Raw genomic sequence first — 26616 nt, forward strand, 5'->3', positions numbered from 1 at the left:
GCCAGATGTTATCCGGCGTCCATGTGAACCCCTTCGCGAGCTCAGTTGTCGCGCTTCTCCTTGATCTTCGCGGCCTTGCCGCGCAGGTCACGCAGGTAGTACAGCTTCGCGCGACGCACGTCACCACGGGTGACGAGCTCGATCTTCTCGACGATCGGGGTGTGCACCGGGAAGGTACGCTCGACGCCGACCGAGAAGGAGACCTTGCGGACCGTGAAGGTCTCGCGGACACCGGCGCCCTGACGGCGGATGACTACGCCCTTGAACTGCTGCACACGGGAGCGGTTGCCCTCGATGACGCGGACGTGGACGTTGACGGTGTCACCCGGGCGGAAGGCCGGGATGTCGCTGCGCAGCGACGCGCTGTCGACGGAGTCGAGCAGGTGAGACATTTCGTCTGCTTTCTTCGCTGATGCCACAGGTCATCAACGGGAGCTAGTTTTCCAAGAGGGTGCTGCCGCGTCGTGGCGGACGTCGTGTCCCCCTGTGGCAGGGGCGCCCGGTCTACGCAGACAACAGCGGCCTATTCTTCCATGGCCTCTGGTCTGCGCCAAAATCGGCCGCCGGGTTCCGGCTGCCAGCCCAGGATCGAGAGCATTTCGCGGTCCTTCTTGTCGAAGGCGGAAGGGTCGCAACGCTCGATGAGGTCGGGCCGGTTCGCCGCCGTACGACGCAGGGCCTCGTCGCGGCGCCAGCGGGCGATCTTCCCGTGGTGGCCGCTGACCAGCACTCCGGGGATCTCACGGCCGCGCCACGCCGGGGGCTTGGTGTAGACGGGCCCCTCCAGGAGGTTGGCCATGGCGCCGGGGGCGAACGAGTCGTCCCGGTGGGACTCGGCGTTGCCGAGAACACCCGGCAGCAGTCGCGCCACGGCCTCCGTGACGACGAGTACGGCGGCCTCTCCGCCGGCGAGTACATAGTCGCCGATGGACACCTCGTAGACGGGCATCCGGGTCGCGTATTCGTCGATGACCCTACGGTCGATGCCCTCGTAGCGGGCGGGCGTGAAGACCAGCCAGGGGCGTTCGGCGAGCTCGACGGCGAGTTCCTGGGTGAAGGGGCGCCCGCTCGGCGTGGGCACGACCATGACGGGCCCGTGGGAGCCGGTCTCGTAGCCGTCGGCCAGGACGCAGTCCAGGGCGTCGCCCCAGGGCTCGGTCTTCATCACCATGCCGGGGCCGCCGCCGTACGGGGTGTCGTCGACCGTGTTGTGGCGGTCGTACGTCCACTCCCGAAGGTCGTGCACGTGCACATTCAGCTGCCCACGCGCGCGTGCCTTGCCGACGAGCGAGACGTTGAGGGGTTCCAGGTACTCGGGGAAGATCGTGACGACGTCGAGCCGCATCAGGCGTCGGCCCCCGAGGAGTCCTCGTCGTCCTTGGCGGAGGCGTTTTCCGTGTCCGTGGAGGAGTCGATTTCCGCCCGGTCGTCGATCAGGCCCGGCGGCGGGTCGATGACGGCCCGCTGCTCGTCCAGGTCGATCTCGGTGACGATCTCCTCGACGAAGGGGATCAAGACCTCGGTCCCGTCGGGCCGCTCGACCACGAACAGGTCCTGCGAGGGCAGATGGGAGATCTCCGTGATCCGTCCGACCTCCATCCCGTCCTTGGTGACCACGTCCAGGTCCATCAGCTGGTGGTCGTAGTACTCGTCCGGGTCCTCCGGCTGCTCGTCCGGGTCGACCTCGGCGATCAGAAGGGTGTTGCGCAGCGCCTCGGCGGCGTTCCGGTCGCGTACGCCTGCGAAGCGCAGCAGCAGACGGCCGCTGTGCACCCGGCCGGTCTCGATGGTCAGCGGTCCGGCGGAGGCCGGATCGGTGAGCAGGACGGCGCCGGGCCCGAGCCTGAGTTCCGGCTCGTCCGTACGGACCTCCACGGTGACCTCGCCCTTGATGCCGTGGGCGCGGCCGACGCGAGCGACTACCAGCTGCACTGTGCTTGATCTCCTGTCGATGTGCCTACGGCATGGGTTCGTAGACGACTACGGGCCGGGGACGGCTCGAAAGCCCTCCCCGGCCCGAGCCGGTGCTGCCTGTTACGTCAGCGGACGTGGTCCACGTCGACGAGGTCGACGCGGACACCTCGGCCGCCGATGGCACCCACGACGGTCCGCAGTGCGCGGGCGGTTCGGCCGTTGCGGCCGATCACCTTGCCGAGGTCGTCGGGGTGCACCCGGACCTCGAGAACGCGCCCACGGCGCAGGTCGCGCGAAGCGACCTGCACATCGTCGGGGTTGTCGACAATGCCCTTCACGAGGTGCTCGAGAGCCTCCTCGAGCATGCTCAGGCCTCGGTCGACTCAGACGAAGAAGACGCGGCCGGGGCCTCGTCCTTCTTCTCAGCCTTCTTCTTCTGGGTGATGGCCTCACCCTTGCCCTCGTCGTCGCCGCCCAGGGCGTCGAACGACGGGCGCGTCGCCTTCGGCTCGGCCACGAGCAGCGGAGCGGGGGCGGGCTCGCCCTTGAACTTCTGCCAGTCGCCGGTCAGCTTCAGAATGGCGAGAACGGGCTCGGTCGGCTGCGCGCCGACACCCAGCCAGTACTGCGCACGGTCCGAGTCGACCTCGATGCGCGAGGGGTTCTGCACCGGGTGGTACAGACCGATCTCCTCGATGGCCCGACCATCACGGCGGGTACGGGAGTCGGCGACGACGATGCGGTAGTGAGGCGAACGGATCTTGCCCAGACGCTTCAGCTTGATCTTGACTGCCACGGAAGTGGTGTCTCCTGGTCTTGACGTGGTTGGGCACGGCGAGATGGCCGCGTGGGGTTGCGGTACCCGAGTGCCCGATGGACGCGTCAGCCGGAGGAGAGAGGGGTCCTGTGCGGCTGTCGAGTACAGCTAGCCATTGTGCCACACCCTGGCGGGTCGCCTTCACGGGGCAGCGTGCGGTGACCCCCGGCGCCGCATGCACGGCACCGGGGGTCACCGCCGGGATCGGCAGCGCGCCCGGCTCGGACCGGGTGCCGCCGCGCGGGGCTGACTCCGACTGAGTACGGCTGCCACGAGCAGCCGTCCGCTCAGCTCGCCGCGGCGCCCACGACCTCGGGGATGCGGAACGGCTTCCCGCATCCTCCGCACACGATCGGCGCCTGCGCCAGCACGGACGGGACGACCCGTACGTTGCGGCCGCAGTCGCAGACCGCCTTGACGCGGACGCCTCCCCCGGAGGAGCCGTGCCGGGCGGCCGGGCCCCGGAACGAGCGGGCCGTGTCCGCGGCGGTCGCGGCGGTGTGCGCCTTGAGGGCGCGCTGCAGCCGCTCGATCGTCGGGCGGTAGCGCCGCTTCGCCTCGGGGTTGAGCGTGACCAGGGAGAAACCACTGCTGGGGTGCGGCTCCTCCGGGTGGTCGAGGCCCAGCTCTTCGGCGATGGCGAGGAATCTGCGGTTGTGGTACCGGCCGGCGCGCGAAGTGTCGCGGACTCCGCGGGCGGCTGCGATGCCATGGACTGCCTCATGCAGCAGTCGTTCGAAGGAGAGTTCGTGCCCGCAGGCGGACGACGACTCTCCGATCAGGGACTCTGGCGCGGCAAGATCGGGCAGTTCGGGGTGGTGCCGCTGAATGTCGGCCCACGCCCCTGCCAGCTCTGCGGCGAGAACAGGTGGTGTCGTGCTCACGTAATGACAACGAGCCGGGGGGCCTCTGTGTTCCTATTCCGGGGCATCCCAAATAATTTGCACGTACCCGTCAGTTGCCGCTGATGCGTCCGGACGAGGGCGGGTGCGCTGATCTGCGGAGAAGCCTCACAGCTCACACCAAGCTGGTACGTAGTAGCGCGTACGCCCCGGCGCGTAGACGGTGTCCGCACGCCGGGGCCCCTGTGGTCATCAGATGCGCAAGAGGCGTTTCGGCCTCGCTGGCGGCCTACTCAGTAAGCGCGCGCGACGACCGCGACGTTACCGGGTGCGTCGTCGGCGTCGGGCACCGACCCGTCCTCGGCGACCAGACACCGTACGGTCACGGAGTGCTCGGCGAGTTCGGCCTCGCCCTCTTCCCCGAGGTCGGCCCACGGAATGCGCGCCCAGCCGCCGGCGGCGGCCGTCTCGACGGCCTCCTGGATCGTCGACACCTCCGAAGTGCGGGACTCCCGGCGCTCACGCGACTGCTTGAGAAGCAGCGCCTGGTCCTCTTCGAGGACGGTGGGGAGCAGTTCCGCCAGAGCGTCGATGGCGACCGGCTCCTTGCCGCCGGGGATACGGCGCACCAGCATCGCGGTGCCGTTCTCCAGGTCACGGGGCCCGACCTCGACGCGGACGGGGACGCCCTTGAGCTCCCAGTCGACGGCGCGCCGCCCGAACGGGACGTCGGTGCGGTCGTCCACGTGGACGCGTACACCCGCCGCCTTCAACCGGTCTCCGATTTCGCGGACCTTGGCCAGAACCGCCTCGTCGCCCTTGATCGCGAGGACGACGGCCTGGATCTGGGCGAGCCGCGGCGGGACGCGCAGTCCGTTGTCGTCGCCGTGCATCATCACCAGGGCGCCGATCATGCGGGTCGTCGAGCCCCAGGAGGTCTGCCAGACCAGCTCCTGCTTGCCTTCCTTCGACAGGTACTGGGTGTTGAAGGCCTTGGCGAAGTTCTGGCCCAGCTCGTGGCTGGTGGCCATCTGGAGGGCCTTGCCGTCGCCCATCATGCCTTCGAGCGTGAGGGTGTTGATGGCACCCGCGAAGCGCTCCTTGGCGGTCTTGCGGCCGGGGACGACATCCATGCCGAGAACGTTCAGCATGAAGTCCTCGTACACCTGGCGGTGGATGTGCGCGGCGAAGTCGCGGGCGTCCTCGTACGTGGCGTGCGCGGTGTGGCCCTCCTGCCAGAGGAACTCGGACGTGCGCAGGAAGAGGCGGGGCCGCAGCTCCCAACGGACCACGTTCGCCCACTGGTTGATCAGCAGCGGCAGGTCGCGGTAGCTCTGCACCCACTTCGAGAAGTAGTCGTTGATGATCATCTCGGAGGTGGGGCGGACGACCGCGGGCTCCTCGAGCTCCTTGCCGCCGCCGTGCGTGACCACCGCGAGCTCCGGTGCGAAGCCCTCGACGTGGTCGGCCTCCTTGGTGAGGTACGACTGCGGGATCAGCAGCGGGAAGTACGCGTTCTGGGTACCCGTCTCCTTGATGCGGGCGTCCATCTCCGCCTGCATCCGCTCCCACAGCCCGTACCCGTACGGTCGGATGACCATGGAGCCGCGCACCGGTCCGTTGTCGGCCAGCTCGGCCTTGGCGATCAGATCCTGGTACCAGCGCGGGAAGTCGTCCGCCTGGGGCGTGAGAACGGGTGCCTTTGCCATGGCGCGATGGTACGGGCACACGTTGCCGGCATGTGAATTCTTGTGCCGCGCGCGGACAGCGCGCAAGCAGCGCGCCACAACCCCTGGACGGCGCGACGAGTGCGGAGTTACCTGACATACGGGGGAAGAGCGAGCGCACTGCACGGGGGCAAGGGAAACGGGGCGCAGCGGCAACTCTCGGCGGATTGGGGCGCTTTCGATGACACCTACGCTCGTGCGGCATCACCTACCTCACGCGGCCGCGCCGCCCCGGGTGGATCCGTGTGCACGCGCGCGTGACTGGGCCGAGATCCAGGAGCGGATGCTGGTGCCGCTCTACGAAGCCGTCTACGAGCGGCTCGAAGTGGGCGCCGGGACACGGGTCCTCGGCCTGCGCTGCGGTACGGGGCTGGCCCTTCTGATGGCGGCCTCCCGGGGAGCGGCGGTGACCGGCGTCGACTCCTCTTCGCCCGAACGCGTGGCACTCGCGCGGGAACGGTTACTGCCGGACGGGTGGGGCACACGCGCGCGTGCCGACGCCCGGATCGTGGAGGGGTCCCCCTCGGACCTCGCCGACCCGGCGGCGGCCGCGTACACGCTGGTGACCGCGTTCGAGCCGATCGGGTGCGCGCCGGGGGACGCCGAGGAACTCGGGGAACTGCTGTCGGCGGCCACTCCGCTCGCCGAGCGGGGGGCGGCCGTGGTGCTGGTCGGATGGGGGCCGCCGGAGCGGTGTGCCACGTCCGCGGTGCTGCCGGGCGAGGGGTGCGGGCAGGCTCCTCGCCGGGACGACCTGGAGGAGGTCGCCGAGCGCGCGGGGCTCCGGCCGGACGGGTCCGGGCGGGTGGCGTGTCCCTTCGGGTACGCGGACGTGGAGAGCGCGGTGCGGGGGTTGTTGTCGACCGGGCTGTTCGACGCGGCGGTCGGTGCGACGGATGTGGTGCAGGTCGGCAAGGAGCTGACGGAGGCGCTGCATCCGTATCAGCGCGCGGACGGCACGGTGTGGATGCCGAACGTGTTCCGGTACCTGATCGCGCGCACGGGCTGAGGTCGCCGGGTCTCGCCCCCGCCGCCCCTACCCGTCCCGTCCCGGGGGGCTCCGCCCCCAGACCCCCGCCAAAGGATTGCGCAGTTCCCCGCGCCCCTGGAAACGGGGCACGGGGAACTGCCTCACACCTCCTCCTTCTTCACGCGCGTCACGCCGGCGATCCGGTATGCCTGCGCCTCCTCCAGCGTCTCGTTCGCGAGGAGGGCCTCCGCGAGGGCGTCCAGTTGGTCCCGGTGGTCGCGGAGCTTCTGGCACGCCTCCTCGTAGCACTCGTCGACGATGCGCCGCATCTCGTGGTCGATGGAGTCGAGGGTGGCGGGCGCGGCGGCGAGGCCGTAGGCCTGCTGGGCGTCGCTCGGGAGGGCGGAGAGGCGGCCGACCCGTTCGCTCATGCCCCAGCGGGCGACCATGCCGCGAACGACGTTGGTGACCTGTTCGAGGTCGTTCTCGGAGCCGGTCGTGACGACTCCGTAGACGACGTGTTCGGCGGCCATGCCCCCCAGCGCACCGATGATCCGACCGCGCAGGTACTCCTCGGTGTACGAGTACCGGTCGGTGTCCGGTGTCGAGAGCGTGACGCCCAGCGCGCGCCCGCGCGGGACGATGGTGATCTTGCGAACCGGGTCGGCGCCCGGCTGCAGCATGCCGAGAAGGGCGTGGCCGCTCTCGTGGTACGCGGTCCGGCGGCGCTCCTCGTAGGGCATCACCAGGGAACGCTCCGCACCGAGCTGCACCTTCTCCAGCGCCTCGGAGAGGTCCGGCGGCATCACCTCGTCCTGCTTGCGCTTGACGGCGAGCAGCGCCGCCTCGTTGGCGAGGTTGGCCAGATCCGCACCGGTCATGCCCGGCGTCGTGCGGGCCACCTGGGCCAGGTCCACTTCCGGGGACAGCGGGATCTCGCGGGTGTGGATCCGCAGGATCGCCTCACGGCCACGGCGGTCGGGGGGCGCGACGTTGACGATCCGGTCGAAGCGGCCGGGGCGGGTCAGCGCCGGGTCCAGGATGTCCGCACGGTTCGTCGCCGCGATGACGATGACGCCCTCGAAGCCCGAGAAGCCGTCCATCTCGGTGAGGATCTGGTTCAGGGTCTGCTCGCGCTCGTCGTGGCCGCCCATCGCCGAGCCGCCTGCCCGGGACCGCCCGATGGTGTCGATCTCGTCGATGAAGATGATCGAAGGGGCCACTTTTCGGGCCTCGGCGAAGAGTTCCCGGACCCGGGACGCGCCCACGCCCACGATCATCTCGATGAACTCCGATGCGGAGGCCGAGAAGAACGGAACGCCCGCCTCCCCCGCCACGGCACGCGCGAGCAGGGTCTTTCCCGTGCCGGGCGCGCCTGCGAGGAGCACACCGCGCGGCATCTTCGCGCCCATCCTGCGGTACGCGTCCGGATTCTTGAGGAAGTCGACGATGTCGTTCAGTTCGCCCTCGACCTCGTCGATTCCGGCCACGTCGGCGAAGGTCGTGCGCTGGGCGCCGGGCTGCAGTTCGACCGGTTTCGGGGGCGCCTTGCGGCCGAGCATGCCGCCCGGGCCGCCGATGCCCGCCCGCAGCCGCCGGGCGAAGAACATCCACAGCAGTACCAGGAGCACGATCGGGGCCAGGGAGATCAGCAGGTTGGAGAGGAAGCTGCGCTGCTGGACCACCGGTGAGGCGGTCACCGTGACGTGGTGCGTCTCCAGGTTCTGCCAGAGCTTGTCGTCCGCGAAGGACGGGCGCTGGGTCTTGAACTTGGTGTACTTCGCGCCGCCGTCCGGATTGGCCTGGGCCGTCTTGAGCTGGCCCTGGATCGCGTCGCCCTTGGAGTAGATCTTGGTGATGTTGTCGTTGTCGACCTGCTTGCTGAACTCCGTGTACGAGATCGTCGGCTCGGTGCCCTCGTTGAAGAAGGACAGCGCCAGGAGGGCGATCACGAACACGACCAGAACGGCGACGACGAGGCCGATCCAGCCACCGGGCATCTTCCTTCGCCCGGAGGGCGGACCGGTCGAGTCCGGTGGCGTTCCCTCGGTACGCCACGGCTGGTCAGGGTCCTTGCGCGGCGGCACAGGGTTACTCATATTAGGACGTTACGACACGAAATGCTCGCCAGCATGCGCAGAAAATGCCGCCGGGGGCGCCCCTCCGGCGAGGGGCGCCCCCAGTGACGTACGAGAACGACCCCGTACGGAAGGCCTCGTACGGACGACCCCGTACGCGAGACCCCGTACGAAAGACCCGTACGGAAACGAACCGTCAGCCCATGAACTTCTTGAACTCGTCCGGCAGCTCGAAGTCCTCAGCCTGCTGCCCGGCCGGCAGACCGAAGGCGCCGCCCGGCTGAGCACCGGCCTCACGGCGCGCCGCGGCCTCTTCCTCCTGCTGCTTGCGCTTCATCGGGTTGCCGGAGCGCTGCTTGCCCTTGGCCACCTTCTGCTTCTTCTTGGCGCGGCCCGGGCCGCCACCCATGCCCGGCATCCCGGGCATCCCGGGCATGCCGCCGCCCTGGGCCATGCGGGACATCATCTTGCGGGCCTCGAAGAAGCGCTCGACCAGGTTCTTGACCGCGCTGACCTCGACACCCGAGCCCTTGGCGATACGGGCGCGGCGCGAGCCGTTGATGATCGTCGGCTCCTGGCGCTCGCCCGGCGTCATCGACTTGATGATGGCGGCCGTGCGGTCGACGTCGCGCTCGTCGAGGTTGTTGATCTGGTCCTTGATCTGGCCCATGCCCGGGAGCATGCCGAGCAGCTTGCTGATGCTGCCCATCTTCCTGACCTGCTCCATCTGGGCCAGGAAGTCGTCCAGGGTGAAGTCCTGGCCCTTCTTGGACGCCAGCTTGGAGGCCATCTTCTCGGCCTCTTCTTGGCTGAACGTCTTCTCCGCCTGCTCGATCAGGGTGAGCAGGTCACCCATGTCGAGGATGCGGGAGGCCATCCGGTCCGGGTGGAAGGCGTCGAAGTCGTCGAGCTTCTCGCCGTTCGACGCGAACATGATCGGCTTGCCGGTGACCGAGGCGATGGAGAGCGCGGCACCACCGCGGGCGTCACCGTCGAGCTTCGACAGGACGACGCCGTCGAAGCCGACGCCGTCACGGAAGGCCTCGGCGGTGTTGACCGCGTCCTGACCGATCATCGCGTCGACGACGAAGAGGATCTCGTCGGGGCTGACGGCGTCGCGGATGTCCGCGGCCTGCTGCATCAGCTCCTGGTCGATGCCGAGACGGCCGGCGGTGTCCACGATCACGATGTCGTGGACCTTGGTCTTCGCGAACTCCATGGAGTCCTTGGAGACCTTGACCGGGTCACCGACGCCGTTGCCGGGCTCGGGGGCGTAGACGGCCACACCGGCGCGCTCGGCGACGACGCTCAGCTGGTTCACGGCGTTCGGGCGCTGGAGGTCGGCGGCGACCAGCAGCGGGGAGTGGCCCTGGTCCTTGAGCCACTTGCCGAGCTTTCCGGCGAGCGTGGTCTTACCGGAACCCTGAAGGCCCGCGAGCATGATCACGGTGGGCGGGTTCTTGGCGAACCGCAGGCGGCGGGTCTCGCCGCCGAGGATCGTGACGAGCTCCTCGTTCACGATCTTCAGGACCTGCTGGGCCGGGTTCAGCGCCTTGGAGACCTCGGAGCCGAGGGCACGCTCCTTGACGTTCTTGATGAAGGTCCGCACGACCGGCAGGGCCACATCGGCTTCGAGGAGCGCGATGCGGATCTCGCGGGCCGTGGCGTCGATGTCCGCCTCGGAGAGCCGGCCTTTCCCGCGGAGGTTTTTGAAAGTCGCGCTCAGGCGGTCTGAGAGGGTATCGAACACGGTGGCGTCGGTCCTCGGAGTCGGGGGCGGTTGGGTTGCCCTCCAGGGTATCTGCCCGAAAAGGGTTGGTGGCCCCTGCCCGGTGTGAATACACGACAGGGACCGCACTCGATGGACGGAGAGAAGACCGCGAGGTCACTCCCGCGGCATCTGCCACGAGGTCATCCCCGCAGCATCTCCTCCAGCCCACGCGCCACCGAGACCGCCTCCTCCGCCGGCAGGGGCGCACCCTTGGGGCCGGTCACGTAGAAGGCGTCCACGGCGTTGGCGCCGAGGGTGGAGACATGCATGCTGCGCACCCATACGCTCGCGTCCTCCAGCGCCCGGCCGATGCGGTGCAGCAGGCCGGGAGCGTCGTGGGCGCGGACCTCGATGACCGTCGCGTGGCGGGAGGCGGCGGAGGCGACCGTCACCCGGGGCGGCGGCGCGATCGTGCCCCGGCGGCGCGGATAGGCGGCGTCGCGCTCGGCGAGCCGGGCCGCGATGTCCAGGGAGCCGTCCAGGGCGCGCACGAGGTCGGCGCGCAGCCGGGCGGCCTGCGGCAGGGAGCCGTACTCGGCGGCGACCCGCCAGTTCAGCAGCAGCACCGAGCCCTCGACGCCGTCGGGCAGGTCCAGGGCGCGCAGCTCGGCCGTGCGCACCGTCAGGCGGTGCATCGCGAGGACACCGGCGACCGCGGGGAGCACTCCGGGCTGGTCGGGTACGGCGATGAGCAGTTCCACGCCCAGGGGCTCGGGATCGCCGGTGGGCTCCTCCTCGGTGGGCGGTTCGGTCTGCGCGCGCAGTGCCAGTACGGGGCCGCCGGTGCGGAACGCCTCGATGGCGAGCCGCTCCTGCTCGGCGGTGGGCGCGGCGGCCTCCGGCTCCTCGGGGGCGTCTCCGGCGAGCACGGCGGCGACCCGTTTGACCAGGTCGGCGACGAGCGATCCGCGCCAGGAGGACCAGGCCGCGGGCCCGGTGGCCAACGCGTCCGCCTCGGTGAGGGCGTGCAGCAGTTCGAGGGTGCCCTGCGATCCGACGGCCTCGGCGACCGACCGGACGGTCGCCGGGTCCTCCAGGTCGCGTCGGGTCGCGGTGTCGATGAGCAGCAGGTGGTGGCGTACGAGGGTGGCGAGCACCGCCACGTCGGCGCGGTCGAAGCCGATGCGGGCGGCCACGTCCCGGGCGATGATCTCGCCGGCGACGGAGTGGTCGCCGGGCCAGCCCTTGCCGATGTCGTGCAGCAGGGCGGAGACGAGCAGGAGGTCGGGGCGGCCCACGCGGCGAGCCAGTTCGGAGGCGCGGACGGCCGTCTCGATGAGATGGCGGTCGACGGTCCAGATGTGTACGGCGTTGCGCTGCGGGCGGCAGCGCACCCGCTCCCAGTCGGGCAGGAGCCGCGTGATCAGGCCCTCGGCCTCCAGTGCCTCCCAGACCTCGATGGTCGGGCGGCCCGAGCCGAGCAGCGTGACGAGCTGCTCCCGGGCCTCGGCGGGCCAGGGTGTGGGCAGTGGACGCGCGACGGCGGCCATGCGCCGTACGGCGTGCAGGGAGAGCGGGAGCCCGGCCTGCGCGGCGGCGGCCGCGGCACGCAGCGGGAGTACGGGGTCACGCTCGGGGCGCGCGGCGCGGGCGAGTACCACCTCGCCGTCCATCTCGACCACACCCTCGGCGAGCGGTGAGCGCTCCACGGCAGGCTTGGCACCGCCGCCGAGCATGGCGCGCAGCCGTGGCCGCACAGCACGCGACTTGAGCACGCGCCCCACCTCCCGCCAGGTGACGTCACTGGCGTACGACACGACGCGCGCGGCCTCGTACACCTGCCGCAGGAGGGTGTCGGCGTCCAGGAGTCCGAGTTCGGCGGCGACCTGGTCCTGCTCCTGGAGCGCGAGGCGGTCGGTGGCGCGGCCGGTGGTCAGGTGGAGGGCGTCACGGACGTCCAGGAGCCTGCGCCGGGCGTCCGCGAGGCCCTCACGGGGCGCGTCCGCGAGCCAGGAGGCGGCGACGGCACGCAGGGCGGTGGCGTCGCGCAGGCCACCGCGAGCCTCCTTCAGGTCCGGTTCCAGGAGGTACTGGAGCTCGCCCTGGCGCTCGGCGCGCTCGGCGCACAGCTCCTGGAGTTCGGGGAGACGTTTCGGCGCCTGGTTGCGCCAGTCGGCGAGGACGGCCGTACGCAGTCCGGCGGTGAGGCCGAGGTCGCCCGCGATGTGGCGGGCGTCCAGCAGGCCGAGCTGCACCTTGAGGTCCCCGCCCGCGGTCTTGCGCGCCTCCCCGGGCGTACGCACCGAGTGGTCGAGGGCCAGGCCGAGGTCCCAGATGGGGTACCAGATGCGGTCGGCGAGGGCGGCGACCGCGCCGGAGTCGGCGCCGTCGTGCAGGAGCAGCAGGTCGAGATCGCTGCGTGGGGAGAGTTCGCCGCGGCCGTAGCCGCCGACGGCGACGAGCGAGACGCCGCGCAGACCCTCGGCACCGGCGCTGAACAAGCCGGTCAGCCACTCGTCCGTGAGTTGGGCGAGGGCAGCACGGCGCGGCGGCCCGGACTGCGCCCCCTCCTGGAGGAGGCGCAGCCGGGCCGCCGCGTAGCCGCTGGGTCCCGAGTCCTCTGCTTCCGTACGCATGCCCGTACTCGTCACCCAGTGGCTCCTGTTCTTTTCTTTGTTTAGAGCGCGTCCGGGCCGCGCTCGCCGGTCCGGACCCGGACGGCCGTCTCGACCGGGATGGACCACACCTTGCCGTCACCGATCTTGCCGGTGCGGGCCGCCTTCACGACGACGTCGATCAGCTGTTCGGCGTCGTCGTCCTCGGCCAGCACCTCGATGCGGATCTTGGGGACCAGGTCGACGGTGTACTCGGCACCACGGTAGACCTCGGTGTGTCCCCGCTGCCGACCGTAGCCGCTGGCCTCCGTGACCGTGAGACCGTGCACCCCGAAGGCCTGCAGGGCCTCCTTGATCTCGTCGAGCCGGTGGGGCTTCACGACGGCGGTGATGAGCTTCATGCGTCCACCTTCTTGCTCTCCGTACCCGCGAGGGCGGAAACCGAGCCGCCGACGATGCCGCCGCCCGCTCCACTGAAGTCGTATGCGGTCTCGGCGTGCTCGGCCTGGTCGATGCCGGCGATCTCCTCGTCCTCGGTGACCCGCATGCCCATCGTCTTGTCGATGATGAAGGCGAGGATCGCGGAGACGACCAGGGAGTAGCCGAGGACGGCGAAGACACCGGCGCACTGCTTCCAGAACTGGGTGAGACCGCCGCCGTAGAAGAGGCCCTCGACGGTGGACTGGCCCTTGCCGCTGGCGAAGAAGCCGATCAGCAGGGAGCCGATGACACCGCCGACGAGGTGCACGCCGACCACGTCGAGGGAGTCGTCGTAGCCGAACCTGTACTTGAGGCCGACGGCCATGGCGCACACGACACCGGCGATGGCACCGACGGCGATCGCGCCGAGCGGGGAGACCGCGCCACCGGACGGGGTGATGGCGACCAGACCGGCGACCGCGCCGGAGGCGGCGCCCAGCGTGGTGAACGCGCCGTGGCGGATCTTCTCGTAGATGAGCCAGGCCAGCATGGCGGCCGCGGTGGCGATCTGCGTGTTGACGAACATCAGCGCGCCGACGCCGTCGTCGTTGCCGAGCCACGAACCGGCGTTGAATCCGAACCAGCCGAACCACAGCAGACCGGAGCCGAGCATCACCAGCGGGAGGCTGTGCGGACGCATCGGGTCCTTCTTGAAGCCGACGCGCTTGCCGATGACCAGGATCACGCCGAGCGCCGCGGCACCCGCGTTGATGTGGACCGCCGTACCACCGGCGAAGTCGATCACGCCGAGGTCGAACGCCCAGCCGCCGGTGCCCCAGACCCAGTGGGCGACCGGGAAGTAGACGACCGTGGCCCACAGCGCGATGAACAGCGACCACGCGGTGAACTTCACCCGGTCCGCCAGCGCACCGCTTATCAGCGCGGGCGTGATGATGGCGAACATCAGCTGGAAGACCATGAAGACGAAGATCGGGATGGTGTAGCCCGGCCACAGCTCCGTCAGGCCGATGTTGCTGAGGCCGACCCAGTCCGAGGTCCAGCCGATGAACGAACCCTTGTCCGTGCCGAAGGCGAGCGAGAAGCCGTACAGCACCCACAGGATCGTGATGATCCCCATGCTGATGAAGCTCATCATCAGCATGTTCAGGGTGCTCTTGACACGGACCATGCCTCCGTAGAAGAAGGCGAGGCCGGGGGTCATGATCAGCACCAGGGCGGAAGCGATGAGCATGAACCCGGTGTTGGCGGCCGAGAGCTTGGGAGCTTCTGCGGCTAGCGTGATGGCTGGTGCCATCGGCGTCTCCTCGTCGTTGGTACGGCCCCGTGCGGGCGAAGCCTGAGCGGTCATGAGGGGTGGGCCGGTTATGCGCCATGAGATTGACGCAGCGCGGTTTCCGTCGACGCCCCTCGATGTTTCGCCGCAGTGACGAAGGCACCTCGTGTGTTACGCCTCCATGAACTGGCTGATACCGGGCGGAGCGATCGTTATCGTGGCGCAACCTTCCCAGAAGGCAAACAAACCGGCCACGGCTGGTCGTCCGATGACCTGGCATGGGGGAGCCGAGTCGGGCGGTTCGGGACGACCGGCCGTGGCCGGGGTACTGGGATCGGACCGCTTCCGCGGCCCGCGCTCAGACCGCTTCCGCGGTCTCGGGAAGGTCGACGGCGAGCTGCTCGGTGAGGTCCACGACCTCGGCGAGGTCACCGAAGTCGCGGACGGCCGTGTCGACCGTCTTTCGGATACGAGTGTTGACGCGCTCGGAGCGCACCTTCTTGGCGATCGCCATTGCGTCCTTGGCCAATACCGCACCCTGCTCGGGCTCGCGCCGCAGCAGGTGCACGGTGGCCATGCCGATGAGATTGAGTGCGTACGAACGCTGGTGCTCGCCGTCCTTGGCGAAGAGGTCGACGGCCTGCTGCATCAGGGGCTCGGCGAGCGAGGCGTACGTGGGGCTGCGGCCCGCGACGTAGGCCAGGTCGCGGTAGGAGTGCGAGTTCTCGCCGTGCAGCTCGGCCAGCGAGAAGAAGCGGATCCAGTCGGGGTCCGGGTCGTCCCACTCGTGAACGTCCTCGAAGCTGTCCTCGGCCATCCGGACGGCTCGCTTGCACTTTCCGGGCTGGCCCATGTTCGCGTAGGCCCGGGCCTCCATCGCATACAGCATGGACTGGGTGCGCGGGCTCGCGCAGTCACGGCTCCCGTACTGGGCCAGATGGATGAGTTCGAGCGCGTCGTCGGGCCGCCCGAGGTGGATCATCTGGCGGCTCATGCTGGAGAGGATGTACGAGCCCAGCGGCTTGTCGCCCCCCTCTTTGGCGGCGTGCAGGGCGAGCACGAAGTACTTCTGCGCGGTGGGCTGCAGCCCCACGTCGTAGCTCATCCAGCCCGCCAGCTCGGCCAGCTCGGCGGCGACCTTGAACAGGCGTTTGCTGGTCGCCCCGGGCTGCGGCTCCTGGAGCAGGTCGGTCACCTCGTGCAGCTGGCCGACGACCGCCTTGCGGCGCAGACCGCCGCCGCACTGGGCGTCCCACTGGCGGAACATCACCGTGGTGGACTCCAGGAGGTCCAGCTCGGGCTGGGAGAGCCGGCCGGGGCGGCGCGCGGCGGCCGGGGACTCCGGCTCCTCCTGGGGCGCGGCGGGCGAGGGCACCAGCCAGCGCTGCATGGGCTCGATGAGGGCGGGGCCCGCGGCGAGGGCCAGCGAACTGCCGAGAAAGCCGCGCCGCGCCAGCATCAGGTCACTGCGCGAGTACTCGCTGATCAGCGCCACGGTCTGCGGGCCGGTCCAGGGCAGGTCGACACCCGACACGGACGGTGACTGGTGGGCGGCGCGCAGGCCGAGGTCCTCGACGGCGACCACACAGCCGAACCGCTCGGAGAACAGCTCGGACAGGATCCGCGGAATCGGCTCGCGCGGATTCTCGCCGTCCAGCCAGCGGCGCACCCGGGAGGTGTCCGTGGAGATGTGATTGGCCCCCAACTGGCGGGCCCTTCGGTTCACTTGCCGCGCCAGCTCGCCCTTCGACCAGCCACTGCGCACGAACCACGAGCCCAACAGCTCATTCGGGCGCTTGTCAGCGTTCGTACCGCTTCCGCCGTTGCCGCCCACTGGAACGCCCCCATCCCTGAGACCACTTGTACGCTGCGTGCGCCAAGCCCTATCAGAATGCCGGTAAATACGGCCGCGCGTCCGGCAGTTCTCACCCTTCGAACGGGAAGCCGAGTTGCCTCCGGCATACCCACGAGTGCATACGTCCCCAGGGCTCGTGCACTCAAAGTAATCCTACGATCACGCGTCCAGCCATGGCGATCCCGGAAACGCCACCATTCGCCACCCCTTCGAATGAACTCCTGATCGCCTGTACGCGATTCACTTGACATAGGACAGCCAGAAGTGGCGCTGCGATGCATTCAGGGGCGCGCGCCGCCGGGTGCACCACCCGGGACGCTTCCGGGCGCCGCCGGGATCGCGTCGCCAATCACGTGACATCCGAGAACGGGAACACACTGAGTAACATTCCGCGTTCATGGCGTAACCGTCGGTGCGTCGGACCCGTTGGAGGGGGCATGGGCTTCACGATCGGCAGCAGTCGGGGGATGCGCGAAAGCCGGCCCGGCACCCGTCGCCGCGGCCGCTCGTCGGAGTGCACCGCAGTGGCCGAGTTCACCGGGCTGTGGGGCTGGGACGTGATCCCCGGCGCCCGGGCCGCCGCGGGCGCGTGCTCCTGTGGCAAGGCCGGCTGCCCCGCGCCGGGGGCGCATCCGCTGGACTTCGCACCGGTGCTCGAAGCGGGCGCCACGCTCGACGAGGTCTCCGAGACCTGGGGCGAGTTCCCGGGTGCCGCGGTGATGCTCCCGGTCGGCCGCGCGTTCGACGTCATCGAGGTCGCCGAGGCCGCCGGTCGCCGCGCGCTCGTCCGACTGGAGCGGATGGGACTGCCCACCGGGCCGGTCACCGCGACCCCGGACGGCCGCGCCCACTTCCTCGTCGCCCCCGGCGCCGCGGCCGAGCTCCCCGAGCTGCTCTACCGGATGGGCTGGGACGACGCCTCCCTCGACCTGCACGGCCTCGGCCCCGGTACGTACGTCACCGCCCCGCCCTCCGACCGCGCCGGCCTCGGTCCGGTCCGCTGGCTGCGCTCCCCCGCCCTGGACTCGGCGACGAAGCCGCCGCAGGCACGGTTGCTGCTGGGGACGCTGGCGTACGTGGCGCACCGGTCGCGCGCGTAGCGACAACGCCGTACACAGCAAAGCGTCCGCCCCCCGAACCGCATCTCGGGGGCGGACGCTTCCTGAACCACCTACCGACTTCGGGAGGTGGGGGTCACTCTCCGATAAGGGCGTCAACGAACGCCTCCGGCTCGAACGGCGCCAGATCGTCCGCGCCCTCGCCCAGACCCACCAGCTTGACCGGCACCCCCAGATCGCGCTGGACCGCGATCACGATGCCGCCCTTCGCGGTGCCGTCGAGCTTGGTCAGCACGATGCCGGTGATGTCGACGACCTCGGCGAAGACGCGGGCCTGCACCAGACCGTTCTGGCCGGTCGTGGCGTCGAGGACGAGCAGCACCTCGTCGAGCGGGGCGTGCTTCTCGACGACACGCTTGACCTTGCCGAGCTCGTCCATGAGCCCGGTCTTGGTATGAAGTCGTCCGGCGGTGTCGATGAGGACGACGTCGGCGCCCTCCTCGATGCCCTCCTTGACCGCGTCGAAGGCGATCGAGGCGGGGTCGCCGCCCTCGGGGCCCCGCACGGTACGGGCGCCAACGCGCTCGCCCCAGGTCTGCAGCTGGTCGGCGGCGGCGGCACGGAAGGTGTCGGCGGCGCCGAGCACCACGTTCTTGCCGTCGGCGACGAGTACGCGGGCGAGCTTGCCGGTGGTGGTGGTCTTCCCGGTGCCGTTGACACCGACGACCATCACGATGCCCGGGGTGTCGAGGTTCGAGTCGGTCTTGACCGTCCGGTCGAACTCGGGGACGAGGAGCTGCAGCAGTTCCTCGCGCAGCAGGGTGCGCAGCTCGTCGGGCGTCCGCGTACCGAGCACCTTCACGCGCTCGCGCAGCCGCTCGACCAGCTCCTGGGTGGGCTGCACGCCGACGTCGGCGGTCAGCAGCGTGTCCTCGATCTCCTCCCAGGTGTCCTCGTCGAGGTGCTCGCGCGAGAGGAGCGTGAGCAGCCCCTTGCCGAGCGCGTTCTGCGAGCGGGAGAGGCGGGCACGCAGTCGCACCAGACGCCCGGCGGTCGGCTCCGGGATCTCGATCGCGGGGGCTTCGACAACGGGTGCGGGTTCCTCGACGACGACTGGCGCGGCCGAGCCGTCCGGGAGATCCACCTCCTCTATCGTCCGGCGCTCTTCGTCGTGCGGGATCTCGGCCTCTTCGCCGACGTGCGGCTCGGCCGGAGGGGCGGTGATGTCGGGCGTGGTGGGGGGCGCCGGGGGCAGCTGCTTCTTGCGGCGACTGCCGATGACGAGCCCGCCGAGTGCGCCGATCACGACCACGGCGATGACTACAGCAAGGATGACGGTTTCCATAACAAGCCCAGTATGGCGTGCGTGACCACCCGCACGACCGTTCGTTGTCCGTGTGGGGCTGCATGTCCTACGGGTCGGGCCGGCCCGCCACCCGACCTCTCGTCGGCCGGGAAGCCCCTCAGGGGTGGAGTCACAACGCGCCCAGTATGGGAAAGGGCGCGTCGGGTGCGCGCAGCGTACCCAGGGCGTGTCACGGCCCATACCGTGGACCGAGACACGCCCTCGCCGCCGACATCGACGTGTCACTGACCACGGGTGCGACGCCGGGCGTCTCCTTCGGACTCAACTTCTGGCAGGCCCTGGCCGTCGGCCTCGCGGCGCCGGTCGTGTCGTACGGCCTGGTGGGTCTGTCGTACTCCCTTTGATCCTGATGGGCGCGGTGATGGCGGGCTCGACGCCGGACCTCCCCTCGGCCGCCGACCCGGTCTCCTTCCTCGGCACGATCCTGCCGCTGTGGATCGCGGTGCCCTACCTGCATGCTGCGCCGCGAGGGGTACGACGCCGGGGCCCTGCTCGACACCACGCGCACCAGCGCCCACTGGTACCGGGGCGGCTTCGGCCCGGCCGCGGTCGCCGCGTGGGCGCTCGGGCTCGGCTCGGGCCTGCTGTTCAGCACCTCCGGCTGGTTCACGGGTCCGCCGGCGTCGAACAACCCCGTCGGCGAATACGGCCTCGGCTGGGTGGCGACCGTCGCCGTCTCCTTCCTGCTGTACGTGGTGCTGCCGAAGCCCGCGGTGGCGCCCGCGGAACAGCCCGCGAAAGGGTCCGCGACTATGGCTGTCTGACGTACCGTCAGCTACCGTCCCCTCCACACCGAAGGGGGGCTTCCATGCCCGTAACCGTCGTGCGCTTCAACCTCGTCGACCCCGCCGCCACCCCCGCGTCGCTGAGTGCCCGCTACAAGGCGGCCATCGAGATGGCCGCCTACGCCGACGACCGCGGCATCACCACCGTGCAGACCGAGGAACACCACGGCGTCGCCAACAACTGGCTGCCCTCGCCGTTCGCGTTCGCGGGCGCGGTCTTCGGAGCGACCCGGCATCTCGCGGTCACCGTCTCCGCCGTCATCGGCCCGCTGCACGATCCGCTGCGCCTCGCCGAGGACATCGCCGTGCTCGACCTGCTCAGCGGCGGCCGCCTCGTCACCGTCGCGGGCATCGGCTACCGGCCCGAGGAGTACGCCCTCTTCGACGTCGACTGGAAGCGGCGCGGGGCGCTCCAGGACGAGCTCCTGGAGACGGTGCTGAAGGCGTGGACCGGCGAGGAGTTCACCTACCGGGACCGTACGGTACGGGTCACACCGCGCCCGTTCTCCGATCCGCACCCGCTGCTGCTGGTCGGCGGCTCGTCCAGGGCCGCGGCCCGGCGCGCCGCCCGGCTCGGGCTCCCCTTCTTCCCCAGCGCGCACCTCCCCGAGCTGGAGGCGTACTACAAGGAGCGACTCGTCGAGTACGGCACCGAGGGCTGGACCATGATGCCCGCCGCCGAGACCCCTCTGCTGCACATCGCCGAGGACCCGGACCGGGCGTGGGCCGAGTACGGCGGGCACTTCCTGCACGAGGCGCGGACGTACGCCTCCTGGCAGTCCGGTGACATCCGCTCGGCGGTGAAGTCGGCTGCCACGACGGTCGGGGAACTGCGCGCGGAGGGCGTGTACCGGATCCTGACGCCCGACCAGTGCGTGGCACAGGGTCTCGACAACCACGTGCTGCACCCGCTGTCCGGCGGGATGCCGGTCGACGAGGGCTGGCGCAGCCTGCACCTGTTCTGCGAAGACGTACTGCCCCGGCTCGGGGATTGAGCCGGGGCAGTACGTCTTACGGGTACGAGGAGAGGGGCAGCGGGGACTTGGCCCTTCTCCTCGAGTCTTGGGGCCTCTTCAGGAGGCTCAGCCCATCTCCTCCAGCGTCTTGCCCTTGGTCTCCTTGACGTACTTGAGCACGAAGGGGATGGAGAGCGCGGCGAAGATCGTGTAGATCACGTAGGTCGCGGAGAGGTTCCAGTCGGCCAGCGACGGGAAGCTCGCGGTGATGGCCCAGTTGGCGATCCACTGCGCGGAGGCGGCGACGCCAAGGGCGGCGGCGCGGATCCGGTTCGGGAACATCTCGCCGAGGAAGACCCAGACCACGACACCCCAGGACAGGGCGAAGAAGAGGACGAAGACATGCGCGGCGATGAGGGCGACCCAGCCCTGTGTCGCCGGCAGCTTGCCGTCGACGAGGTCGTACGAGAAGGCCCAGGCCTCGAGTCCGAGACCGATGACCATACCGACGGAACCGATGAGGGCCAGCGGCTTACGGCCGATCCGGTCCACGAAGATCATCGCGATCACGGTGCCGATGATGTTGATGATCGACGTCGTGAACGAGTAGAAGAACGACTCCGAGGGGTCGACGCCCACCGACTGCCACAGCGTCGAGGAGTAGTAGAACGCGACGTTGATGCCGACGAACTGCTGGAAGACCGAGAGGCCGATGCCGACCCAGACGATCGGCTTGAAGAAGAAGCTGCCGCCGAGCAGGTCCTTGAAGGTCGACTTGTGCTCGCTCTTCATGGCGTGCTCGATCTCGGCGACGCGGGCCTTCAGGTCGATCCTGTCGCCCTCGACCTCCTTGAGCACCTCACGGGCGCGGTCTTCCTTGCCCACGGAGATCAGGAAGCGCGGCGACTCGGGGATCGCGAAGGAGAGCAGACCATAGAGGGCGGCCGGGATGACCATGACGCCGAGCATGACCTGCCAGGCCTCTACGCCCATCAGCTTGCCGCGCTGGTCGCCGCCGGCGGCGTTCAGGATGCCCCAGTTGACCAGCTGCGAGATGGCGATGCCGATGACGATCGCGGCCTGCTGGAAGGAGCCCAGGCGTCCGCGGTACGCGGCCGGGGAGACTTCGGCGATGTAGGCGGGGCCGATGACGGAGGCCATACCGATGGCGAATCCGCCGATGATGCGCCAGAAGGCGAGGTCCCACAGCGCGAACGGCAGCGCGGAACCGACGGCGCTGACCGTGAAGAGGACGGCGGAGATCTGCATGCATCGGATGCGGCCGATGCGGTCGGCTATGCGACCCGCGGTCGCGGCGCCGATGGCGCAGCCGATCAGCGCGATGGCGATGACCTGGGCCAGGGTCGCCGAGCCGATGTCGTAGCGGCTTCGGATGGCCTCGACGGCACCGTTGATCACGGCGCTGTCGTAACCGAACAGGAAGCCGCCCATTGCGGCCGCCGCCGCGATGAAGATGACATGCCCGAGATGTTCGGGATGAGCCGTCCTGGCTCCTGATTGGGGTGCCTGCGCGGTGCTGGTCACGTGTAACTCCTCGGGCCACCCGGCCTCGCTGCCGGGGGTGTGGGGGCAAGCCCTTCGGTGGTGGTACCAGTGGCACACAACTTCACGCCTGCCACCACCTGAAGGTAAAAGCAACGTTGCAGAGACTATGCCTTCAAGTTTCGAAGTCAACAGTTCGACAGCTGTGAATTTTTCGCACCCAAGCGGTCATGATGCATTCACTACTTGAACTCAACTAGAAGCCCAGGTCGCGACCGGTGTGCACTACATGCATCTAGCGCAGCCGCTGACTGATGACCTTCGACACACCGTCGCCCTGCATGGAGACGCCGTACAGCGCGTCGGCGACCTCCATCGTCCGCTTCTGGTGCGTGATCACGATCAGCTGCGAGGCCTCCTGCAGCTCCTGCATGATCCGGATCAGCCGCTGCAGGTTGGTGTCGTCGAGCGCCGCCTCCACCTCGTCCATCACATAGAACGGACTGGGCCGCGCCTTGAAGATCGACACAAGGAGTGCGACTGCGGTGAGAGACCTCTCCCCACCGGACAGCAGGGACAGCCGCTTCACCTTCTTGCCGGGGGGCCGCGCCTCGACGTCCACCCCCGTGGTGAGCATGTTGTCCGGGTCGGTCAGGATCAGCCGCCCGTCCCCTCCCGGGAACAGCCTGCTGAAGACACCCTCGAACTCACGTGCGGTGTCCCGGTACGCCTCGGTGAAGACCTGTTCGACACGCTCGTCGACCTCCTTCACCACCTGCAGCAGATCGGCCCGCGTCTTCTTGAGGTCCTCCAGCTGCTCGCTGAGGAACTTGTGACGCTCCTCCAACGCGGCGAACTCCTCCAACGCCAGCGGATTGACCTTCCCCAGCTGTGCGTAGGCCCGCTCGGCCGACTTGAGCCGTCGCTCCTGCTCAGCGCGGTGGAAGGGCCGGGGCTGGTTGCGCGGGTGCTCCGGGTCCTCGGGCAGTTCCTCGCCCTCGGCGGGGAGCGAGGGCGGCACGAGCTGGTCCGGACCGTAGTCCGCGACAAGCCCCGCCGGTTCGACACCGAGCTCCTCCAGCGCCTTCGTCTCCAGCTGCTCTATCCGCAGCCGCTTCTCGGCACCGAGTACCTCGCCGCGGTGAACCGAATCCGTGAGTTTGTCGAGCTCCGCCTTGAGATCGCGGCCATCGTTGCGCGCGGCGACGAGGTCCTGCTCACGGCGGGCCTTGGCCGTGTCGGCGGCGGTGCGCTCCTCCTCCGCCCGGCGCAGCGACACTTCGACGTGCGCGAGGAGTTGCCGCGCTCCGGAGGCGACGGCCTCGGCGACCGCCGCCTCGTGCCGCAGCCGCGCCCGCCGCTGCTCCGCACGCGCGCGTGCCTCACGTTCCGCCCGCGCGGCCCGGTCGAGCCCGTCGGCCCGTCCCGCGAGCCCCTTCACCCGCTCCTCGTGCGTGCGCACCTGGAGGCGGGCCTCCATCTCGGTCTGCCTCGCGTTCGCACCGTCCGCGGCGAGCCGATCCCGTACGGCCGTGTCGGGCTCCTCCTCAACGGGCATCTCCTCGGCCACGGCGAGCCGCTCGGCCAGCTCCTCCGCCTCCTCCACGGCCCGGTCGAGCGCCTCCTGCGCCCGCGCCGCGGCGGCGGTGCTCCGCTCGGCCTCCCCGGCCGCGCCGCGCGCCTGCCCGGCCAGCCGCCCCAACTGCTGCGCCACGGACGACTTCTCACGCTCGGCGGCCCGCCGTCGCTCCCCCAACTCCTCGACGAGCGCGGCCCGCTCCCCCCGCTCCTCGGCGGCCCGGTGCTGCGCCGCGCCGACTTCCTCGCACCGCACGGCGAGCTCCTCGAGCTCGGCAGCCGCCTCGTCGACGGACGCCTGCACTTCGAGAAGGCTGGGCGCCCCGGCGGACCCGCCGTGCGCGAAGTGCGCTCCGAGCAGGTCGCCCTCCGCGGTGACCGCGGTCAACTCCGGCCGCGCGTAGACCAGGTCCTCGGCGTCCTCGAGGGTGCCGACCACGACGATCCCGCGCAGCAGCCGCCGTACCGCGGGCATGAGCTCGGCTGGACCACGGACGAGGTCGGCGGCGTACGGCGGTCCGCTGGGGGCCGTCCGCGGCGCCACGTCACCGGGGGTGGCGTTCCGATTCAGGGCCCCGGAGGCGGCTCTTGCGGTCGTGTCGCCCAGAGAGGCCGCGGAAGGTCCCGCGCCGCCGGATGCGTCACGCCCGTCGGGGTGACCGCCGAACGGCACCGCACCGGAAGCCTTGTCACCCGCCGCCCGGTGCTGGCCGGTGCCGTCGATGCCCTTGGTCTCGTGTACCCCCGCCTCCTCCGGAGCCCCGGCCAGCAGCAGGGCCGCACGGCCCGCGTCCTGCTTGCGCAGCAGGCGGATGGCTTCGGCCGCCGAGGCGGGGGTGGTGACCGCGATGGCGTCCGCCGCGGCGCCGAAGGCGGCGGCGAGCGCGACCTCGTGGCCGGGGGTGACGGACAGCAGTTCGGCGGCGGGGCCGAGGAGCCCCGTGAGGCGGTCCCTGGCCCCCAGGAGCGCCCCCGTGCCGTCCTTGCGGCGCAGACCGAGGGCGAGGGCCTCGTGGCGGGCCTGGGTGGCGGCGCGCCTGCGTTCGGCCGCCGTGGCCGCCTCACGGGCGGCGCTCAGCGCGGCCTCCGCCTCGGACAGCGCACGCTTGGCCGCCTCGTGCCGCTCCGTCAGTTCCGCGTCACCCGCGTCCAGGCCGTCGACCTCGGCCTTCAGCTGCTCGTACTCCTCCTGCGCTGCGAACGCCCGCTCCTGGGCCTCGTCACGGGCGACGGAGAGCCGGTCGATCTCGGCCTGGGCGGAGGCGGCCCGCGAACGGGCTGCGTTGACCTGACCGTTGAGGCGGGCCAGACCCTCGCGGCGGTCGGCGATGGCGCGGGCCACATCCTTGAGGCGGCGCTCTTCGGCGGCGAGTTCGCGCTCCAGTTCGGCCCGGTGCGCGACCGTGTCCTCCAGGGCGTGCTCGGCCGCCTCCAGGGCCGCTTCGAGCTCGGCCTCCTGCTCACGGATCCGCGCCGCCTCGCGCTCCATGTCCTCGGGGTCGCGCCCGCGCCGCTCCTCTGCGGGCGCCGAAGTGGCGCTCTTCACCCGCGCGTCGGCCAGCGAGATCGTGCCGCGCACCCGCTCGGCGAGCTGCGAGAGCTCGTACCAGGTCTGCTGGGCGCGCTGGAGACGGGGCGTGAGCTGCCGGACCTCGTCCTCCAGGAGGGCCTCCCGCTGGAGCGCCTTCTTCAGTTCGGCCTCGGCGGTTTCCTTGCGTTGCTTGAGCGCGGCCTCGTCGGCGATCTCGGACCGGAGCGCCTGCCGCAGTCGTACGAGATCGTCGGCGAGGAGGCGCAGGCGTGCGTCGCGCAGGTCGGCCTGGATGACGGCGGCGCGACGGGCGACGGCGGCCTGCCGGCCCAGCGGCTTGAGCTGGCGGCGCAGTTCGTCGGTGAGGTCCTGGACGCGGGCCAGGTTCGCCTGCATCGCGTCCAGTTTCCGCAGCGCCTTCTCCTTGCGCTTGCGGTGCTTGAGGACGCCCGCCGCCTCCTCGATGAACGCGCGTCGGCCCATCGGGTCGGCGTGCAGGACGGAGTCGAGCTGGCCCTGTCCGACGATGACGTGCATCTCGCGGCCGATGCCGGAGTCGGACAGCAGTTCCTGGATGTCGAGGAGACGGCAGGTGTCACCGTTGATCTGGTACTCGCTGCCGCCGTTGCGGAACATGATCCGCGTGATGGTGACCTCGGCGTACTCGATGGGCAGCGCCCCGTCGGAGTTGTCGATGGTCAGGGACACCTCGGCCCGGCCGAGCGGCGGCCGCCCGGTGGTGCCGGCGAAGATCACGTCCTCCATCTTGCCGCCGCGCAGCGACTTGGCCCCCTGCTCACCCATGACCCAGCTCAGGGCGTCCACGACATTGGACTTGCCCGAACCATTGGGGCCCACGACGCAGGTGATGCCCGGCTCGAACCGCAGCGTGGTCGCCGAGGCGAACGACTTGAACCCGCGCAGGGTCAGGGCCTTGAGGTGCACGCCGCCGGACTCTACCTTTCGGGCTGGTCTCACTCCATGAACCCACGGTTTCACCCATGAACGTGCAGGGCACACCAGACGTTAAAGAGTGGGAGGGCACGCGGGGGAAAGAAGAAGGGACGCCGAAGAGGCGTCCCTTGCAATTCTGACAGCTGACAACTTAGCGGTTGACACGGGCAGCCCAACCACTGCTGTCGTAGTGCGGTGCAGTGGTCAGGTGAGCGCAGGCTCCGCCTGGGGTACGTCGATGCTCTCGAGAAGCGAGTCGTGAGAAGCGGCAGCCGCGAGCGCGTCGTTCTCGGCCTGAATCCGTACGAGCTCGGATTCGAGGTCCTGTACACGCTGCTGGAGCCGTCGCATCTCGGCGATGAGTCGCGGGTCGGAACCGCCGACGTAACCGAGAAGCGCCTTTGCCATGATGGATGGTCCTCCACACTGAGTGACCGACCGAAGCGGTGTGGGTCGTGAGGGAATCGCACCCGCGATGCTTGACACTTACTAAATTTTTGCTGCGGTTCCACATGCCAAACAGCTAAGGTGCGCGGGGCTTTCAGCGTCTCACCAAAAAGTTTGACGGTCAACACGATCACGCCCCGTATCGGCGGGCAACCCACTGTCGCGCGGCCCTTCGAACGGCTGGCGCTGCGACTC

At 69.9% G+C, this 26616-nt stretch carries 21 protein-coding genes and 1 pseudogene; 5 read left to right on the plus strand and 17 right to left on the minus strand.

Annotated features, from left to right (window positions below; all coding sequences use genetic code 11):
• Window positions 1-41: 41 nt before the first annotated feature.
• The 7 genes from rplS to proS all read right to left on the minus strand — a co-directional run bounded on the left by rplS (window position 42) and on the right by proS (window position 5282).
• Window positions 42-392 (minus strand): 50S ribosomal protein L19, encoded by a 351-nt coding sequence (rplS, locus tag ACFZDJ_RS30400; RefSeq protein WP_054235359.1) that lies wholly within the window; start codon window positions 390-392, stop codon window positions 42-44.
• 131 nt (window positions 393-523) lie between these two features.
• The gene (gene trmD / locus ACFZDJ_RS30405) at window positions 524-1345 is read right to left on the minus strand and encodes a tRNA (guanosine(37)-N1)-methyltransferase TrmD (RefSeq protein ID WP_391063608.1); all 822 of its coding nucleotides are present in this window, start codon (window positions 1343-1345) and stop codon (window positions 524-526) included.
• Window positions 1345-1932, minus strand: a complete 588-nt coding sequence (rimM, locus tag ACFZDJ_RS30410) for a ribosome maturation factor RimM (RefSeq protein WP_384911944.1) — start codon at window positions 1930-1932, stop codon at window positions 1345-1347. Before rimM ends, trmD begins: the two co-directional genes overlap by 1 nt.
• Before the next feature lie 107 nt (window positions 1933-2039).
• Window positions 2040-2279, minus strand: coding sequence for an RNA-binding protein (locus tag ACFZDJ_RS30415; protein ID WP_005479813.1), 240 nt, complete (start codon window positions 2277-2279; stop codon window positions 2040-2042).
• Window positions 2280-2281: 2 nt separating this feature from the next.
• Entirely contained in the window at window positions 2282-2710 is a 429-nt protein-coding gene (rpsP, locus tag ACFZDJ_RS30420) for a 30S ribosomal protein S16 (RefSeq protein WP_060901212.1), read from the minus strand.
• A 308-nt stretch (window positions 2711-3018) separates the two neighbouring features.
• Window positions 3019-3615, minus strand: coding sequence for a hypothetical protein (locus ACFZDJ_RS30425; RefSeq protein ID WP_054235363.1), 597 nt, complete (start codon window positions 3613-3615; stop codon window positions 3019-3021).
• A 251-nt stretch (window positions 3616-3866) separates the two neighbouring features.
• Window positions 3867-5282: a proline--tRNA ligase gene (gene proS / locus ACFZDJ_RS30430; RefSeq protein ID WP_391063611.1), complete on the minus strand. Its 1416-nt coding sequence runs from the start codon at window positions 5280-5282 to the stop codon at window positions 3867-3869.
• 199 nt (window positions 5283-5481) lie between these two features.
• Between proS and ACFZDJ_RS30435 the strand changes: the two genes are divergently transcribed.
• A complete protein-coding gene (locus ACFZDJ_RS30435; RefSeq protein WP_384911937.1) occupies window positions 5482-6309 on the plus strand; it encodes a class I SAM-dependent methyltransferase in 828 nt (275 codons plus the stop codon).
• Window positions 6310-6431: 122 nt separating this feature from the next.
• On the opposite strand, the gene ftsH is transcribed toward ACFZDJ_RS30435, so the two are convergent.
• The 6 genes from ftsH to ACFZDJ_RS30465 form a co-directional block, all read right to left on the minus strand.
• Window positions 6432-8369 carry an ATP-dependent zinc metalloprotease FtsH gene (ftsH, locus tag ACFZDJ_RS30440; RefSeq protein WP_391063614.1) on the minus strand — a complete coding sequence of 646 codons (1938 nt, stop codon included), beginning with the start codon at window positions 8367-8369 and terminating at the stop codon, window positions 6432-6434.
• A gap of 175 nt (window positions 8370-8544) precedes the next feature.
• Entirely contained in the window at window positions 8545-10098 is a 1554-nt protein-coding gene (ffh, locus tag ACFZDJ_RS30445; RefSeq protein ID WP_391063617.1) for a signal recognition particle protein, read from the minus strand.
• A gap of 161 nt (window positions 10099-10259) precedes the next feature.
• Entirely contained in the window at window positions 10260-12710 is a 2451-nt protein-coding gene (locus tag ACFZDJ_RS30450; protein ID WP_390933604.1) for a [protein-PII] uridylyltransferase, read from the minus strand.
• A 26-nt stretch (window positions 12711-12736) separates the two neighbouring features.
• Window positions 12737-13075 carry a P-II family nitrogen regulator gene (locus ACFZDJ_RS30455; RefSeq protein WP_054235369.1) on the minus strand — a complete coding sequence of 113 codons (339 nt, stop codon included), beginning with the start codon at window positions 13073-13075 and terminating at the stop codon, window positions 12737-12739.
• Window positions 13072-14409: an ammonium transporter gene (locus ACFZDJ_RS30460; RefSeq protein WP_384911925.1), complete on the minus strand. Its 1338-nt coding sequence runs from the start codon at window positions 14407-14409 to the stop codon at window positions 13072-13074. Before ACFZDJ_RS30460 ends, ACFZDJ_RS30455 begins: the two co-directional genes overlap by 4 nt.
• Window positions 14410-14746: 337 nt before the next feature.
• Window positions 14747-16222: a hypothetical protein gene (locus ACFZDJ_RS30465; protein WP_385387600.1), complete on the minus strand. Its 1476-nt coding sequence runs from the start codon at window positions 16220-16222 to the stop codon at window positions 14747-14749.
• 458 nt (window positions 16223-16680) lie between these two features.
• Between ACFZDJ_RS30465 and ACFZDJ_RS30470 the strand changes: the two genes are divergently transcribed.
• Window positions 16681-17343: a bifunctional DNA primase/polymerase gene (locus tag ACFZDJ_RS30470; RefSeq protein ID WP_382182880.1), complete on the plus strand. Its 663-nt coding sequence runs from the start codon at window positions 16681-16683 to the stop codon at window positions 17341-17343.
• A 94-nt stretch (window positions 17344-17437) separates the two neighbouring features.
• On the opposite strand, the gene ftsY is transcribed toward ACFZDJ_RS30470, so the two are convergent.
• Window positions 17438-18646 carry a signal recognition particle-docking protein FtsY gene (gene ftsY, locus ACFZDJ_RS30475; RefSeq protein ID WP_384911919.1) on the minus strand — a complete coding sequence of 403 codons (1209 nt, stop codon included), beginning with the start codon at window positions 18644-18646 and terminating at the stop codon, window positions 17438-17440.
• Between the two features lie 239 nt (window positions 18647-18885).
• Here ftsY and ACFZDJ_RS30480 point away from each other — a divergent pair, with 239 nt between their 5' ends.
• From ACFZDJ_RS30480 to ACFZDJ_RS30490, 3 genes and pseudogenes are all read left to right on the plus strand, one after another.
• Window positions 18886-19011: a hypothetical protein gene (locus ACFZDJ_RS30480; protein WP_390933605.1), complete on the plus strand. Its 126-nt coding sequence runs from the start codon at window positions 18886-18888 to the stop codon at window positions 19009-19011.
• Window positions 18969-19431, plus strand: a pseudogene (locus tag ACFZDJ_RS30485) (cytosine permease); the annotation flags it as partial. The gene ACFZDJ_RS30480 and the pseudogene ACFZDJ_RS30485, both read left to right, overlap by 43 nt.
• A gap of 44 nt (window positions 19432-19475) precedes the next feature.
• A complete protein-coding gene (locus tag ACFZDJ_RS30490) occupies window positions 19476-20447 on the plus strand; it encodes an LLM class flavin-dependent oxidoreductase (RefSeq protein ID WP_391063620.1) in 972 nt (323 codons plus the stop codon).
• Window positions 20448-20534: 87 nt separating this feature from the next.
• Here the strand turns inward: ACFZDJ_RS30490 and ACFZDJ_RS30495 are convergent, their stop codons facing one another.
• The 3 genes from ACFZDJ_RS30495 to ACFZDJ_RS30505 form a co-directional block, all read right to left on the minus strand.
• A complete protein-coding gene (locus ACFZDJ_RS30495) occupies window positions 20535-21953 on the minus strand; it encodes a sugar porter family MFS transporter (RefSeq protein WP_391063623.1) in 1419 nt (472 codons plus the stop codon).
• Window positions 21954-22206: 253 nt separating this feature from the next.
• Window positions 22207-25965, minus strand: a complete 3759-nt coding sequence (locus ACFZDJ_RS30500; RefSeq protein ID WP_391063626.1) for an AAA family ATPase — start codon at window positions 25963-25965, stop codon at window positions 22207-22209.
• Between the two features lie 213 nt (window positions 25966-26178).
• Window positions 26179-26382 carry a hypothetical protein gene (locus ACFZDJ_RS30505; protein WP_028802434.1) on the minus strand — a complete coding sequence of 68 codons (204 nt, stop codon included), beginning with the start codon at window positions 26380-26382 and terminating at the stop codon, window positions 26179-26181.
• Window positions 26383-26616 lie beyond the last annotated feature (234 nt).

Source organism: Streptomyces sp. NPDC007896 (genome assembly GCF_042959425.1).
In the GTDB taxonomy this organism is placed as follows: Bacteria; Actinomycetota; Actinomycetes; order Streptomycetales; family Streptomycetaceae; genus Streptomyces.

Excerpts from the sequence above, each read along its gene's own strand:
- ACFZDJ_RS30505 (WP_028802434.1), bottom strand. The coding sequence starts at position 26,382 with ATGGCAAAGGCGCTTCTCGGTTACGTCGGCGGTTCCGACCCGCGACTC.
- ftsY (WP_384911919.1), bottom strand. The coding sequence starts at position 18,646 with ATGGAAACCGTCATCCTTGCTGTAGTCATCGCCGTGGTCGTGATCGGC.
- ACFZDJ_RS30415 (WP_005479813.1), bottom strand. The coding sequence starts at position 2,279 with ATGCTCGAGGAGGCTCTCGAGCACCTCGTGAAGGGCATTGTCGACAAC.
- rplS (WP_054235359.1), bottom strand. The coding sequence starts at position 392 with ATGTCTCACCTGCTCGACTCCGTCGACAGCGCGTCGCTGCGCAGCGAC.
- ACFZDJ_RS30470 (WP_382182880.1), top strand. The coding sequence starts at position 16,681 with ATGGGCTTCACGATCGGCAGCAGTCGGGGGATGCGCGAAAGCCGGCCC.
- ACFZDJ_RS30460 (WP_384911925.1), bottom strand. The coding sequence starts at position 14,409 with ATGGCACCAGCCATCACGCTAGCCGCAGAAGCTCCCAAGCTCTCGGCC.
- ACFZDJ_RS30435 (WP_384911937.1), top strand. The coding sequence starts at position 5,482 with ATGACACCTACGCTCGTGCGGCATCACCTACCTCACGCGGCCGCGCCG.
- ACFZDJ_RS30455 (WP_054235369.1), bottom strand. The coding sequence starts at position 13,075 with ATGAAGCTCATCACCGCCGTCGTGAAGCCCCACCGGCTCGACGAGATC.
- ACFZDJ_RS30490 (WP_391063620.1), top strand. The coding sequence starts at position 19,476 with ATGCCCGTAACCGTCGTGCGCTTCAACCTCGTCGACCCCGCCGCCACC.
- proS (WP_391063611.1), bottom strand. The coding sequence starts at position 5,282 with ATGGCAAAGGCACCCGTTCTCACGCCCCAGGCGGACGACTTCCCGCGC.
- ftsH (WP_391063614.1), bottom strand. The coding sequence starts at position 8,369 with ATGAGTAACCCTGTGCCGCCGCGCAAGGACCCTGACCAGCCGTGGCGT.
- trmD (WP_391063608.1), bottom strand. The coding sequence starts at position 1,345 with ATGCGGCTCGACGTCGTCACGATCTTCCCCGAGTACCTGGAACCCCTC.